Consider the following 14,426-nt stretch of genomic DNA (forward strand, 5'->3'; position numbering starts at 1 on the left):
TATACTACCAAACAATCATCCAAAAACAAATAGAAATGATAGAGTTAAAAATGCTGTCACCATACACATGACAGCCACATATCACTTAAGTTTTCAGACTGTAAATTTAGTTATTTAGCCATCCTAAATATTACTCCCCATAGGGAATTCCTGTGGAGCATTTAGAACTCTCTTCACAATATTTTTTATAATAGCTTCAACCTTAGCATCTGCAACCTCTCTAACCTCTCTCAACGACATAGCTTTAATCTGTTTCTTTTCAGCTATATCTAGCAACTTAAAAGATGCAAGGTTCATTTCAATTACTTTTTCAACCCAATCAAACCTTTCACTATAAACATCTCGATCTATAACTTCAATTAATTCAGCCTTAAAACAAGCATCCAACACTCTAGCTTTAATATATTTACTTTCATAATCATCTTTCATAAGAACAGATACCACTGACTGCTCAAACTTGGAGGCCACATCCAACTCTAGTTTTTCAACATATTTATCCATAAGCATTTATTTGAAATATATAATTTTTATTTTTTATTTGTCAAGTTTAAAAGGGAGTTGAGAGGGGAACCCTCTCACCAGTGGACAACCAGCGAAGCAAGGTTGTCCTATCTGGAATACCAACAAACAATAAGGTTTAAAGTTGGTTGTTTGCAATATAGCAATCCAATTATTAACATTATAATAAACATGTTAAAGAATTGGATTGTAACAACTCAAGCGGTGAAAAATGGAACGGATGGAGTGATGATAAGAGAGCGATACTTACTATCAACGACACACACTAATCATAAAACCACCGAGAAAATTATTCCTATTGCAGGAGATAAAAACACATCAAAGACAATCGCAATCATTGGTGAGAAATTTAAGCTAGATCAAAAACTGAACAACAAAAAAGGCGGAAGACCACTTTCGAGCTATGCGGTCGAATATTGCCTAACACTTCCAAAAGGACATCGCCCTACCTCACAGCAATGGCGATCTATTGTTGCAGACTGTTGTTATGCATTAGCAAAGCTAACAAAGCTGAATAAAGATGAGTTAACACAATATAAATCTCAAATCCGTGCCGTACTACACCAGCAGCCTCAAATTGGGCATAAAGGAGCTGGGGATCATGTCCACCTGATCATTGGCAAAGTAGTCGGCAACCGAGTACTTAAGGAGCTTCAACAAAAAAAAGCCACACAGTTGATAAAACAAGCTTTTAATGCAGCTGCTCTGAAGCATGTAGGCTTAGACCACAAAGAGTATAAGCCCCATGAACTAAACCGGGGGAAGCGTCTAGAAACTTGGAAATACCAGCAGCAGAAGGTGGGGGAAGCACAACACACTATGAAAGTGATAAAAAAACTACAGGAGCAAGCTGACAAGTGGTTCAAAGCAGTCGCAGAGCATGACTCTAAGCAACAAAAACGCCAGTTAAACAGGCTACTAAAGACCTTTGATGAACTGTCTTCCTGCTCTCTTACCACCGAGCAGAAAGAGCAAACTGACGCCTTGAAGCTAAAAATCAGTAGTCAGAGGAACTAGCTCTAAATTTAGGGACCACGTACCATTGGGAGTGAGGTTGTTGACTGTGATTACAGCTCAGAAATGTCCCTTAATTGTCCCCTGCTTTTTATTTTCACTTTAAGCATCTGTTTATAAAGAGGTTTTTCACAGCCCTGTCCAATCCAACATGGGGGCGACGGAAAAGCGGGCGCTGGGATAATGACTCATGTAAGTGACGGCTTTTTGAACACAGGGCCGCGCATTATACCCAAGGTGGTTCACAGACCCAACCTTGATCGGATGAAGGAAGATCTGGCTGTGTTAATATGCGGCCAGAAGCCATTGAGGATCATCGTCATTCATGTCCATTGAACATCAGCTTGAGCGTGCCGAGCAATTATGTCAGCAGCGCGGCGTGCGTTTTACGCCCACCCGCCGCCATGTATTTACCCTGATGGCCGGGCAAAAAGGCGCGGTCAGCGCCTACGATCTGCTGGACCGGCTCAAGGAGCTGGAACCCAACGCCAAGCCGCCCACCGTGTACCGGGCGCTGGATTTTCTGCTGACCCAGGGTTTCGTACACAAGGTAGAGTCGCTCAACGCCTTTTTGTTCTGTGATCATTTTGCCGAGCACCACCCCATGCAGTTGCTGATCTGCACCCAATGCGGCCAGGTTATCGAGCTGCACGACGAGGCCATCAATAATGCGTTCGAACACCAGGCACAGCTACACGGCTTTGCCATCACCAGCCAGTCTATCGAAGCCCATGGCCGTTGCCGTCAATGTCAGGCGGAAAAACCTGCAAACTGCTGATATAGTTACTAGGGTCTGTTGACCTTTCTCGGTGATTTTTGCAGCAGTTTGTGGGGTCTTGATACAAGGCAGAGCTTATGCCATGTAGTCACTCTACATAAATAAGCGATAACGCAGTAGCAAGACCCCACAAGCGCTGCCCTGCGGGTTCGGCTAAACGCGTTTAACTCGAACAAAATGTCACCGCGAAAGGTCAACAGACCCTAAACTCCATCTCGACAAGGATGCACGATGGGCACACTGATAAAATGGTTTTTATTTTTGCTGGTCGCCTTTTTGCTGGCGAGCGAGGTCAACCTGAGTACCTCGCTATATCGCTACGAAGACAACCAGGTTGAAGTTACCTTTCCGGTCTGGCAGACCGATACACCCTGGTATTACATAAAGTGGAACCCGGCCAAGGACGAGTTTATTCATCACCGCGGCGCCAAAGCCTCAAAGTAATACCAGTTTGAATAAAGATCTGATCTTTCTTAAGTCCGAACTCAGAGGCAACACAGCCGCCTCCCACGACACGCCACTGGTAAATGACACTCACAATTGCAGCCTACTGCGAACATTCACTGGATGTTCGGTCAGGCTGCAACCGTTCGTCACGGCGAGACAAGCTCGCCCCCTGAGGGCTCGGGAAATGCCGTCTGACCGCCAGGGAGGGCGGGAATGCCGTCTGACCGCCAGGGAGGGCGGGAATGCCGGAACGGCAGGAGCATTTTCCGGCCATGGCATTTCACGGTCGTGGGAGGTCGTCTCTGTTGCCTCTTCCTGAGCTTCGAGTTGCCTGCAGACAGTGCCAACAGATGACTCTGTGGCATCTAAGGAGGACAAAGGGATCTGCTCAGCCGACCATCCGCACCACGGATGGTGCGGCTGAGCCTACATGGAGGTATTCACGGCGTGTCGGCGGAGCTAGCCCTTTGTCCGACCTTTGCAGAGTAACCAAATAGATCAGTTATTTAATCAGTTTGGTATTCACAGCGAGTCGGTTGAGCGGGCCCTTTGTCCGACCTCAACAGAGCAACCGGATAGATACAAAAAAAGCCGGGCCCCTGAGTACTGTCACTCCCGGGGCCCGGCCTTTTTACGTCTGGCGTCTATCAGTCGATGTATTCGAGTCGGGGCCGCGCCGTCATGCGGGTAACCAGCTCGTAGGCGATGGTGCCTACATGCCGGGCCACTTCTTCTGCCGCCAGGCCTTCACCCCACAGCAGCACCTCGTCACCCACCTGGTCGGTGGCGTCCGGGCCCAGATCGACGGTAGCCATGTCCATCGACACCCGACCCGCCAGAGTGACCCGTCGGCCGTTGAGCAGCACCGGGGTGCCGGGAGGCGCCGTGCGCGGATAGCCGTCGCCGTAACCAACGGCAATCACGCCGATGCGAGTATCCCGCGGGCTCACCCAGGAGCCGGCATAACCGACCGGCTCGCCGGCCTTGTGCTCGCGCACCGCAATCAGGCTGGTGGTGAAATTCATCGCCGGACGCAGGCCGAAGTCGGTGCCCTGCTGATCGCCGAACGGGGTGATGCCATACAGCATGATACCGGGGCGAATATAGTCGGCGTGGGCGTCGGGAAAGGCGATAACCCCGGCGGAATTACACAAAGCTGTGTGCTTGACCTTGCCGGCAGTCACCTGCTTGAAACGGGCAATCTGCGCCTCGGTCACCGCCTGCTGCTCGGGCTCGTCGGCCCGGGCGAAGTGGGTCATGGCATTCACCGGTTGCACTACCTGAGCGATGGCCGCCAGCCGGGCAAAGACCTCATCGGCCTGCTCGGGAGAGAAACCGACCCTGTGCATACCCGAGTCTATTTTCACCCATACGGTCACCGGCGCCGCCAGCGGGGTCAGCTCCAGCGTGTCGAGCTGGGCAAAGGTGTGAATACAGAGATGGAAGTCGTTAAGCGCGGAGAACTCGAGCTGGGCCCGGTTGAAAAACCCTTCCAGCAGCAGAATCGGCTGACGAATGCCGCCGGCACGCAGTTTTTGTGCCTCTTCAAAACGGGCCACCGCAAACAGGTCTGCGTCGTCCTTGAGTGCCGCCGCCACCGTCAGATCACCGTGGCCATAGGCATTGGCTTTCACCACCGCCACCGCTTTGGCCGTGGGGGCCAGCTGCCTGGCTACCTGCAGGTTATGCCGAACTGCTTCCAGACTGATGCGGGCCACCGCCCCATGTGCATCCATCTCTGCTCCTTAATAGTCATCATCGAAATCCGGCCCGGCATAGTTATCGAAGCGGGAAAACTGCCCCTGAAACGTCAGCCGAACCTTGCCTATGGGTCCGTTCCGTTGCTTGCCGATGATGATTTCGGCGATGCCTTTCTCCGGACTGTCGTCGTGATAGACCTCGTCCCGGTAGATAAACATGATCAAGTCGGCGTCCTGCTCGATAGAGCCTGACTCCCGCAGATCCGAGTTGACCGGCCGCTTGTCGGCCCGCTGTTCCAGGCTTCGGTTAAGCTGGGACAGCGCAATCACCGGCACCTTCAGCTCTTTGGCCAGCGCCTTGAGCGAGCGGGAGATCTCGGCAATTTCCAGGGTCCGGTTATCGGACAGGCTGGGCACCGTCATCAATTGCAGATAATCGATCATGATCATGCTGATGCCTCCGTGTTCTCGCGCCACGCGCCGGGCGCGGGAACGAACTTCGGTGGGCGTCAGGCCGGAAGAGTCGTCGATATAGAGCTGACCTTTTTCCAGCAGCATGCCCATGGTCGAGGACAGCCGGGCCCAGTCTTCATCATCCAGCTGCCCGGTACGTATGCGGGTTTGATCGATACGTCCCAGGGAAGCAAGCATCCGCATAATAATCTGCTCAGATGGCATTTCCAAGGAGAATATGAGCACCGGTTTGTCACTTGTCAGTGCAGCGTGCTCGCAAAGGTTCATTGCAAAAGTCGTTTTACCCATAGAAGGTCGAGCTGCCACTATAATCAGGTCCGAAGACTGGAAGCCCGCAGTTTTTTTATCCAAATCCGAGTAGCCGGAAGACACGCCGGTAATCCCCTGATGGGGATTTTTATACAGCTCTTCGATGCGATCTATGGTCTTTTCCAGCAACACCCGCAGCGGCTGGGGGCCCTCGTTGGCGTTGGTCCGGCTTTCGGCAATCTTGAACACCTTGGTTTCGGCCAGATCCAGCAGCGCGGTGGAATTGCGCCCCTGCGGATCGAAGCCGGCCTCGGCAATCTCGTTGGCCACCGAGATCATTTCCCGCACCACGGCCCGCTCGCGCACTATGTCTGCATAGGCGCCGATGTTGGCGGCGCTGGGCGTATTCTTGGCAATTTCCACCAGATAAGAGAAGCCGCCCACCGTATCCAGCGACTCGTGCCGTTCCAGTTCTTCCTGCACCGTGATCAGATCGATGGGGTTACTGAGCTGACTCAGCCGCTGCATCGCCTGAAAAATGAGCCGGTGCGGCCGACTGTAGAAGTCCGGCTCCGAGACCTTTTCCGCCACCCGATCCCAGGCGTTGTTATCCAGCAGCAGTCCGCCCAATACGGACTGTTCCGCCTCAAATGAATGAGGCGCCATCTTCAGCTGGGCAACGGCCTGATCGGCTTTGGTGACGGTTTTCTCGCTCATCGGTTCTCTCTCTGGTTTAGCAAACGACTATTATCAGGATTTTTCATCGGCTCTGAAAGGCCCATTCTTGTCTCAGCCCTGTACAATGTTGATGCAGATAGATGTCATCTGGCTGCCGTACTGCTCCACGACACCGAAATGACCGGCGCGATCACCGCCGTTTCGGTTCGCCCACGTCAGGCTGGCTGTGGCTTTCTTAATCACCAGTTGACATAACATGTCGCTGCTTTAGGATGTTGCTTGTCTGTCACTCAAGGAAGCCATAATGCGTAAACTTCTTACCCTGTTTACCCTGATTTTCGCGGTCGGCATCACCGCTACCGCCTTTGATGTCGAGGCCCGTAAAATGGGCGGCGGCAGCCGTTCTGTCGGCAAATCCTACAAAACCGCCCCCAGCCAGCCGGCAGCCCAGCAACAAACCGCCGGTAAACCCGCCGCCGGCCAGACCCAGCAGCCGAAAAAATCCGGTCTGATGGGCGGCCTGCTCGGCGGCCTGCTGGCTGGTGGCATGCTGGCCTGGCTAATGGGCTCTGGCGCCTTCGAAGGTTTCCAGATCATGGACTTCCTGATGATAGCGGGTCTGGCCTTTGCCGGCTTCATGGTGTTCAAAGCCCTGCGCAAGGGCAAGGCGCCCTCGCCCAGAGCCGCCTACAATGGTCCTCAGCAGTTTGAAGCGCCCAAGCCGTTTAACGCTCCCGGCCAGTCTGCTGCCGATCAGTCTGCTACAACAAGTAACAACGCTGCTTCTGGCTTCGCTCCGAGCGACGTGCCCTTCGATCTGCCCCAGGGCTTCGACATGCAGGCGTTTCTGCAAGGCTCTCGCGAGCATTACCGCACTCTGCAGCAGGCCTGGAACCAGAACGATCTGGAGAAGATCCGCGAATACGTTACCCCCGAGCTGTTTGCCGAGCTGAGCCAGGAACGCGCCAAGCTGACCGGCGACCAGTACACCGAGGTGATGTTTGTGGATGCCGAACTGGTACGCGCCGACCACACCTCTTATCAGGCTCAGGTCAGCGTCCAGTTCAGCGGTCGCTACCGCGACAGCCAGGAAGGCGTTGAGCAGGACATCCGCGAGGTATGGCACCTGGAGCGCGATCTGACCAAGGACAATGCGCCCTGGTTGATCGTCGGTCTGGACGACAACGCTTAAGCGTTTCTGCCATGAAATGACAAGGGCGCCCTAGGGCGCCTTTTCTGTTTCTACGTAATTAACGGCGTTAGGGTTTCAGCAATCGGACAAAGGGCCCGCTCCGCCGACTCGCTGTCAATACCTCCCTGTACGCTCCCTGTTTCATCCCTGAAACAGAAGGTCGGCGGAGCAGTGTCCTCCTTAACGCTGCAGAGTCGCCTGTTGGTGCCGTCTGCAGGGCCGTAGGTTGGCGATGAGCGAAGCGAATCCCAACGCTCAAACCAGTTCGATATGTAATGCGGGCCACCGCCTGCTCATTTCAAGGGCCATTTCAATGGGCCCGCGCGCCATAGTGTCACCATTCGGTCGAATGAATTCGACCCTACGGAAAACAGCACCCAGGCATGCGGGCAGATTGTCATATCCCTTGGTCCGATGTGTGAACAGCCCACAGGTTTAATTCTATGGGCATTACAAAAACGAGGTGCCGTAGTCCATCGGGCTGGTGCCAAAGTACCGAGCCAGACTCTGGCCGATGTCGGCGAAGGTGTCTCGCCTGCCGAGCGTTCCCGGCCTGAGCCCACCGCCGAGGCAGATCACCGGCACATACTCACGGGTATGTTCGGTGCCGGGCCAGGTGGGGTCACAGCCGTGATCCGCAGTCATGATCAGCAGATCATCCGGCTGCAGTCGCGCCAGCAGCTCGGGCAAACGGCGATCGAAGGCTTCCAGCTCGGCGGCGTAACCGGCGACGTTGCGGCGATGACCGAAGCTGGAGTCAAAGTCGACGAAGTTGGTCATGATCAGGGTCTGATCTCCGGCCCCTTCCAGCGCGTCCAGGGTGGCGTCGAACAAAGCATCCAGGCCGGTAGCCTTGATCTTCTGGGTGATGCCACAATGAGCGTAGATGTCGGCTATCTTGCCGATGGACACCACCTCGCCGTGTTTTTCCTCTACCAGCTTCTGCAGCACCGTCGGCGCCGGCGGCGCTATGCTGTAATCCCGCCGGTTTCCGGTGCGGGCAAAGTCGGTGGCGCTTTTACCGATGAAAGGCCGGGCGATGACCCGGCCGATGTTGTAGGGCATCAGCAGCTCGCGGGCGATGTCGCATACCTGATAGAGCCGCTCCAGGCCGAAGTGTTCTTCATGGGCGGCAATCTGAAACACGGAGTCGGCCGAGGTATAGCAGATGGGCTTGCCGCTGCCGATGTGCTCTTCGCCCAGCAGTTCGAGAATGGTGGTACCCGAGGCATGGCAGTTACCCAGCATGCCGGGCAACTGCGCCTGCTCGACCAGCGCTTCGATCAAGGACGGGGGAAAACTGTTTTCGGTATCGAGGAAGTAGCCCCAGTCGAACAGCACCGGCACCCCGGCCATTTCCCAGTGGCCGGACGGGGTGTCCTTGCCGGAAGACAGCTCCTGCGCGTAACCGTAGCTGCCAACCAGCTCGGTCGGCAGGCTTACGCCCTCGGCCACCCGGCCGGTGCTGTCCGCATGAGCATGAAAAAGACCCAACCATGCCAGATTGGGCAGGCTGAGCGATCCCTGCCGGCTCTGATTGGCCTCGCCCCGGTGACAGGCAGCGGCGATATGGCCCAGGGTATCGGCGCCTTCGTCACCGAACACGGCGGCATCGGCGGACGCGCCGATGCCGAAGGAGTCGAGTACCAGCACTATTGCACGTTTCATTCTGTCTCCTGGTGACATGTCGTCATCAAACGTCTGCGTAGGCCTGGCTTCAAACCCGGCCCCTCCGTCATCAAGACCGGCTCAGTAGCCGGTCGATTGCACCGTCGCATCACCGGCGCCCAGGGTCTGCAGCAGGTTATTCAGCAGGCTGGAGGCGCCGAAGCGAAAGTGCCGGGGGCTGATCCAGTCGGACCCTATGATATGAGCGGCCAGCTGTAAATAGTATTGCGCCTCTTCGGCGGTGCGCACTCCGCCGGCGGCCTTGAAGCCGACATCCTTGCCTGAATCGCGGATGGTTTCCAGCAACACCTCGGCGGCCGCCAGGGTCGCATTGACCGCTACCTTGCCGGTGGAGGTCTTGATAAAGTCGGCGCCCCCCTCGATGGCAAGCGTGGCGGCGCGCCGGATCAAGGCGGAGGTTTTCAGCTCCCCGCTTTCGATAATCACCTTGAGTGTGGTCTCGCCACCGGCGGCCTTGCAGGCGCGTACCAGCGCCAGGCCAGCCTGTTCGTTACCGGCCAGCAGGGCACGCCAGGGAAACACCAGATCCACCTCGTCGGCCCCGGCGACCACCGCCGCGCGGGTTTCCCGCACGGCACGTTCGATATCGTCATCACCGTGGGGAAAGTTGATGACGGTGGCGACCTTGATCCGCTCCTCGGCCCCCTGTTCACGCAGGGTCCGGCGGGCCGCAGCAATAAAGCGCGGATAGATACAGACGGCAGCAACGGTGCCGAAGGGCGTCATCGCCTGCCTGCACAGGGCGACCACCTTTTCATCGGTGTCGTCATCGTTGAGGCTGGTCAGATCCATCAGGCTCAGGGCCTGACGGGCGGCCGCTTTCAAGGCTGTGTCAGTCATGTTCACTCCTGCCGTCATCCGAGGACGGTCTGTTTGCACCGTTAACCCGTTACATTCCCGCCAGCGAAAGGAAAAAACCGGCGATGGTGGCGGACATCAGGTTGGACAGGGTGCCGGCCAGCACCGCCTTGAGGCCGAAGCGGGCGATGTCGTGTCGGCGACTCGGCGCCATGCCGCCCAGCCCTCCCAGCAGAATGGCGACCGAGGCCAGGTTGGCAAAGCCGCACAGGGCGAAAGAGATGATGGCCTTGGTGTGTTCAGACATGGCCTGGCCGGTGCCTTCCACCAGCAGTTCGTTGGCAAGGTAGGGGGCAAAGTTGATATAGGCGACGAACTCGTTGAGCACCAGCTTCTGACCGAGGAAAGAGCCGGCAATAATGGCTTCTTCCCAGGGGACGCCGAGCAGAAAGGCCAGCGGCGAGAACAGCCAGCCGAGCAGCAGTTCCAGACTCAGGCTCTCCATGCCCACCCAACTGCCGATACCACCCAGCATGCCGTTGAGCAGCGCAATCAGCCCGATAAAGGCGAGCAACATGGCGCCCACATTCATCGCCAGCATCATGCCGGAGCTGGCGCCGGTGGCGGCGGCATCGATGATATTGGCGGGCCTGTCTGCTTTCAGAGCTTCGTCATGGGTCTCGAGTTCATCGGTTTCGACCCTTTCGGTTTCGGGCATGATCAGCTTGGCAAACAACAGGCCACCCGGCGCCGCCATGAAGGAAGCGGCAATCAGGTATTCCATCGGCACCCCGATGGCCGCATAACCGGCCAGCACCGAACCGGCCACCGAAGCCAGGCCGCCGCACATCACCGCAAACAGCTCGGAGTTGGTCATGTTGGCAATAAAGGGGCGCACCACCAGCGGCGCCTCGGTATGGCCCACGAAGATATTGGCGGTAGCCGACAGCGATTCGGTGCGCGAGGTGCCAAGCAGGTACTGCAAGGCTCCGCCCAGAATCCGGATCACCCATTGCATGATACCGAGATGGTAGAGCACGGCGATCAGCGAAGAAAAGAAGATAATGACCGGCAGCACCCGCAGCGCGAAGATAAAGCCCAGGCCACTGCTGAAAGCCGCCTCTCCCACCAGGCCACCGAACAGAAAGTCCATGCCGTCGTTGGCGTACGAAATCACCTGACTTACCCCGGCCGACAGAGACTGCAGCATCTCTTTGCCTATCGGCATGTACAGCACCAAGGCACCCAGCCCTGCCTGAAGGGCGAAGGCGCCACCCACGGTTCTGATTCGAATGGCCGACCTGTTGTTCGAAAACAGGATGGCGATAAGCACCAGAACCACCATCCCTACCATACTCATGATCAAGGTCATATCTCTATCCTTTCCGTGGCAGCCAATGCGATGGCCTTAATCCGACAGTCGTTTTCATTCGAGTCAGCTTATACGTGTTCATTGCTCATAGAATAGGTAACCGGCGGTAATAATCGAGGAAAAAGTCAATTAAATGATGATGTTCGGAATAAAGCTGATTTTGAACGAGGTTCAGGACCAGCCGAACAGTCGGGATACGTTGTGTTCGAGCCGTTCGGCCAGGCTGGCTGGATCCTGCCCGCGCAACTCGGCCAGGGCGCTCAATACCCGCGGCAACTGCGCCGGATGATTGGGTTGGCCCTGAAAGCCGCACAAGGGCATGTCCGGGGCATCGGTTTCCAGCACCAGAGCCTCTACCGGCATGGCGGCGATGGCCTGGCGGGTTTTATTGGCCCTTGGGTAGGTGATGGTGCCGCCGACGCCGAGGTGAATGCCGAGCTTCCAGAACGCCTCAGCCTGCTGCAATGAGCCGGAAAAACCGTGCAGCACGCCCCCCACCGGCGGGGTGCGGCGTAGCCACTTCAGCAGTTGATCGTGGGTTTTATGGCTGTGCAGTATCACCGGCAGCGCCCGCTCCCGGGCCAGCCGGAGCTGGGTGTTCAACGCCGCCTGCTGCTCGGCCGGCGCCAGCGCGATGTTGGCATCCAGCCCCATTTCTCCCAGGGCCACACAGCGCTCGTCGGCCTGGTCCAACGCCTGCTCCAGTTTTTTCTGCCAGCCGGCGGAGGCATCGGCAACCCACCAGGGATGCAGCCCCAACGCATAGTAAACACCGGGCAACGAGGCACAGATCCCCGGCAGCGCCAGCCACTTGTCTTCTTCCACCCCCGGTATCACCAGCCGGCGCACGCCCAGTGCCTGCGCCCGATGCCAGTGGCCGGGCCGGTCGTCATCGAAGTCGGCAAAGTCGAAATGGCAGTGGCTGTCGGTGAGATGCATGGATCAATTCCTGAGTCTGGTTATATTTATCCCATTAAACACCGTTCTGTTTGACTGTCATATCAATCCCGAACAAAGGGCCTGGGGCCTAGTCAGATACTTAATGGAGTTGGTATTACATGATGGTACGCCAGGTCCATTGAAATGGACCCGACAAGGGGCAGGCGTGCGTTTTTTTGTAGCGTGCAGATATAAAAAAGCCCCGGCACAAAGGCCGGGGCTGTTATCGGTGTAGCGAGATCAGTGTTCGCGGGTCTTGCTGAACTGAATATCCGGGTAACGCTCCTGGGTCAGGTTCAGGTTGACCATGGTGGGCGCTATGTAACTGAGGTTATCACCGCCGTCCAGTGCCAGGTTTATCGACACCTTGCGCTGAAATTCGTCCAGCTTCCTGGCGTCATCACAGTACACCCAACGGGCAGTAGAAACGTTAACCGCCTCGTACAGAGCGTCCACGTTGTACTCAGACTTCAGTCGCGCTACTACCACCTCAAACTGCAGCACTCCCACCGCGCCGACGATCAGATCGTTATTGTCGAGCGGGCGGAACAGCTGCACCGCACCTTCTTCCGACAGCTGGATCAGGCCCTTGAGCAACTGCTTCTGTTTGAGCGGGTCGCGCAGCCGAATGCGACGGAACAGCTCGGGCGCAAAGTTGGGAATGCCAGAAAACTTGATGTCTTCACCCTGGGTGAAGGTGTCACCAATCTGGATGGTGCCGTGGTTGTGCAGGCCGATGATATCGCCGGCGAAGGCTTCTTCTGCCCGCTCCCGATCGCCAGCCATGAAGGTCACCGCATCGGAAATATTGACGGTCTTGCCCAGACGCACGTGCTTCATCTTCATGCCCTGGCTGTATTTGCCGGACACGATACGCATGAAGGCGATACGGTCCCGATGGCGGGGGTCCATGTTGGCCTGGATCTTGAAAACGAAACCGGTGAACTTGTCTTCGCTGGCTTCTACTTCACGCTCCTGAGTGGGGCGCGGCATCGGCGCCGGCGCCCAGGTGCTCAGGCCGTCCAGAACATGATCCACGCCGAAGTTGCCCAGAGCGGTACCGAAATATACCGGCGTCAGCTCACCACTGAGAAACAGGTCGTGGTCGAATTCGGTGGCGGCGCCTAGCACCAGCTCCAGCTCTTCACGCAAGTCGGCGACTTCTTTTTCGTCCATCACCTCATCCAGCGCCGGATTGTCCAGCCCCTTGATGATCTTCACATCCTGGATGGTATGGCCCTGCCCCGGCTGGTAGAGAATAACTTCGTCGCGATGCAGGTGATACACACCCTTGAACCACTTGCCGCTGCCGATGGGCCAGGTAATGGGCGCGCACATCATGTTCAGTTCAGTTTCAACTTCGTCGAGCAGCTCCATTGGATCGCGAATATCCCGATCGAGCTTGTTAACGAAGGTGACGATGGGGGTATCGCGCAGTCGGGTCACTTCCATCAGCTTGCGCGTTCTGTCTTCTACGCCCTTACCGCCGTCAATGACCATCAGGCAGGAGTCCACCGCCGTCAGGGTACGGTAGGTATCTTCCGAGAAGTCTTCGTGACCCGGAGTATCGAGCAGGTTGATCAGGCAGCCGTTATAAGGGAACTGCATCACCGACGTGGTGACCGAGATGCCCCGCTCCTTTTCCATTTCCATCCAGTCGGACTTGGCATGCTGGTTGGAACCCCGGCCCTTGACGGTGCCGGCGGTCTGAATGGCATGCCCGTGCAACAGTACCTTTTCGGTGATGGTGGTCTTACCCGCATCCGGGTGCGAAATAATGGCGAAAGTGCGGCGCTTGGCGACTTCCTGCTGGAATTGCGGTGATGACATGGTCGGCTTTCTTCTACTTTGATGAAGGAGCAAAGGGCAACGGTCGGCGCTTCACTCGGGGAACGACAGATAAAACGGCAGCCATTGTCCCCGATCCGCGCCGGATCCTCAATCGGCAGTTGCGTTCAGCCTACCTGAAAAGTTGATTTTTTCACCGGTCTTCATCCCGGGGCGGCTTGCCGTTATCATGCTCTTTTGTACTCATGAAGCCCGCCGTATCATGTCTCGAACTTACTGCCACGCCTGCCACCTTCCCCAAAGCGCCTGCCTGTGCGCCCATGTTTCGCCCCAGGACTGCCCCTTTCCGGTGCTGATACTGCAGCATCCGCTGGAGGCAAAACATGCCAAGAGCACGGTACCGCTGCTGCGCCTGGCGTTACCCGACATTCGGGTGGAAGTCACCGAACATCTGGCTCCCTTGCCACAACCCGCCAGTGGTCGCTGGTGGCTGCTGTACCCGGCGGAGCAGGCGCTGGACGTGGATGCGGAGAATATGGCGCTGCCGATAGCCGACATCGGCGGCCTGGTGGTGCTGGACGGCACCTGGCGCAAGACCCGCCGCTTGCTGCACCTCAACCCCTGGCTGAGGCTGCTGCCGGCCCTGAGCTTCAGCCTGGCGCCGGCCAGCGACTACGCCATCCGCAAGGGGCCCGGGCGGTCAGGCGTTGTCGACGCTCGAAAGTCTGGCCCCATGTGCTGAACCGGCTGGATCCCGGCTTTCGCCCCGGCGCCGCTGCATCGATTACT

13 protein-coding genes are annotated in these 14,426 nt (G+C 56.7%); 5 read left to right on the plus strand and 8 right to left on the minus strand.

Annotated elements, in window-relative coordinates:
• Nucleotides 1–123: 123 nt before the first annotated feature.
• Nucleotides 124–501, minus strand: a complete 378-nt coding sequence (locus UN63_RS12460) for a hypothetical protein (protein ID WP_146084749.1) — start codon at nucleotides 499–501, stop codon at nucleotides 124–126.
• 102 nt (nucleotides 502–603) lie between these two features.
• Here UN63_RS12460 and UN63_RS12465 point away from each other — a divergent pair, with 102 nt between their 5' ends.
• The 3 genes from UN63_RS12465 to UN63_RS12480 all read left to right on the plus strand — a co-directional run bounded on the left by UN63_RS12465 (nucleotide 604) and on the right by UN63_RS12480 (nucleotide 2,755).
• Complete coding sequence (locus UN63_RS12465) at nucleotides 604–1,536, plus strand: hypothetical protein (RefSeq protein WP_219821165.1); 933 nt, start codon at nucleotides 604–606, stop codon at nucleotides 1,534–1,536.
• Between the two features lie 322 nt (nucleotides 1,537–1,858).
• Nucleotides 1,859–2,311, plus strand: coding sequence for a zinc uptake transcriptional repressor Zur (gene zur / locus UN63_RS12470; protein ID WP_104487075.1), 453 nt, complete (start codon nucleotides 1,859–1,861; stop codon nucleotides 2,309–2,311).
• A 231-nt stretch (nucleotides 2,312–2,542) separates the two neighbouring features.
• On the plus strand, nucleotides 2,543–2,755 hold the full coding sequence (locus tag UN63_RS12480; protein ID WP_104487076.1) for a hypothetical protein: 213 nt from the start codon (nucleotides 2,543–2,545) through the stop codon (nucleotides 2,753–2,755).
• A gap of 650 nt (nucleotides 2,756–3,405) precedes the next feature.
• Here the strand turns inward: UN63_RS12480 and alr are convergent.
• A complete protein-coding gene (gene alr / locus UN63_RS12485; RefSeq protein ID WP_104487077.1) occupies nucleotides 3,406–4,494 on the minus strand; it encodes an alanine racemase in 1,089 nt (362 codons plus the stop codon).
• A 9-nt stretch (nucleotides 4,495–4,503) separates the two neighbouring features.
• Nucleotides 4,504–5,898, minus strand: coding sequence for a replicative DNA helicase (gene dnaB, locus UN63_RS12490; protein WP_104487078.1), 1,395 nt, complete (start codon nucleotides 5,896–5,898; stop codon nucleotides 4,504–4,506).
• A 265-nt stretch (nucleotides 5,899–6,163) separates the two neighbouring features.
• Between dnaB and UN63_RS12495 the strand changes: the two genes are divergently transcribed.
• Nucleotides 6,164–7,051: a Tim44 domain-containing protein gene (locus UN63_RS12495; RefSeq protein WP_104487079.1), complete on the plus strand. Its 888-nt coding sequence runs from the start codon at nucleotides 6,164–6,166 to the stop codon at nucleotides 7,049–7,051.
• Nucleotides 7,052–7,501: 450 nt separating this feature from the next.
• Here the strand turns inward: UN63_RS12495 and UN63_RS12500 are convergent, their stop codons facing one another.
• The 5 genes from UN63_RS12500 to prfC form a co-directional block, all read right to left on the minus strand.
• Nucleotides 7,502–8,719, minus strand: a complete 1,218-nt coding sequence (locus UN63_RS12500; protein ID WP_104487080.1) for a phosphopentomutase — start codon at nucleotides 8,717–8,719, stop codon at nucleotides 7,502–7,504.
• A gap of 81 nt (nucleotides 8,720–8,800) precedes the next feature.
• Nucleotides 8,801–9,580 carry a deoxyribose-phosphate aldolase gene (gene deoC / locus UN63_RS12505; RefSeq protein ID WP_104487081.1) on the minus strand — a complete coding sequence of 260 codons (780 nt, stop codon included), beginning with the start codon at nucleotides 9,578–9,580 and terminating at the stop codon, nucleotides 8,801–8,803.
• 49 nt (nucleotides 9,581–9,629) lie between these two features.
• On the minus strand, nucleotides 9,630–10,910 hold the full coding sequence (locus tag UN63_RS12510) for a NupC/NupG family nucleoside CNT transporter (protein ID WP_104487082.1): 1,281 nt from the start codon (nucleotides 10,908–10,910) through the stop codon (nucleotides 9,630–9,632).
• 171 nt (nucleotides 10,911–11,081) lie between these two features.
• Nucleotides 11,082–11,849, minus strand: a complete 768-nt coding sequence (locus tag UN63_RS12515; protein ID WP_104487083.1) for a TatD family hydrolase — start codon at nucleotides 11,847–11,849, stop codon at nucleotides 11,082–11,084.
• A 240-nt stretch (nucleotides 11,850–12,089) separates the two neighbouring features.
• Nucleotides 12,090–13,679 carry a peptide chain release factor 3 gene (gene prfC / locus UN63_RS12520; RefSeq protein ID WP_104487084.1) on the minus strand — a complete coding sequence of 530 codons (1,590 nt, stop codon included), beginning with the start codon at nucleotides 13,677–13,679 and terminating at the stop codon, nucleotides 12,090–12,092.
• Between the two features lie 220 nt (nucleotides 13,680–13,899).
• On the opposite strand from prfC, the gene UN63_RS12525 reads away from it, so the two are divergent.
• Nucleotides 13,900–14,379, plus strand: a complete 480-nt coding sequence (locus UN63_RS12525; RefSeq protein ID WP_244905180.1) for a tRNA-uridine aminocarboxypropyltransferase — start codon at nucleotides 13,900–13,902, stop codon at nucleotides 14,377–14,379.
• Nucleotides 14,380–14,426: the final 47 nt, after the last annotated feature.

It is taken from the genome of Oceanisphaera arctica (assembly GCF_002936955.1).
Classification (GTDB): domain Bacteria; phylum Pseudomonadota; class Gammaproteobacteria; order Enterobacterales; family Aeromonadaceae; genus Oceanimonas; species Oceanimonas arctica.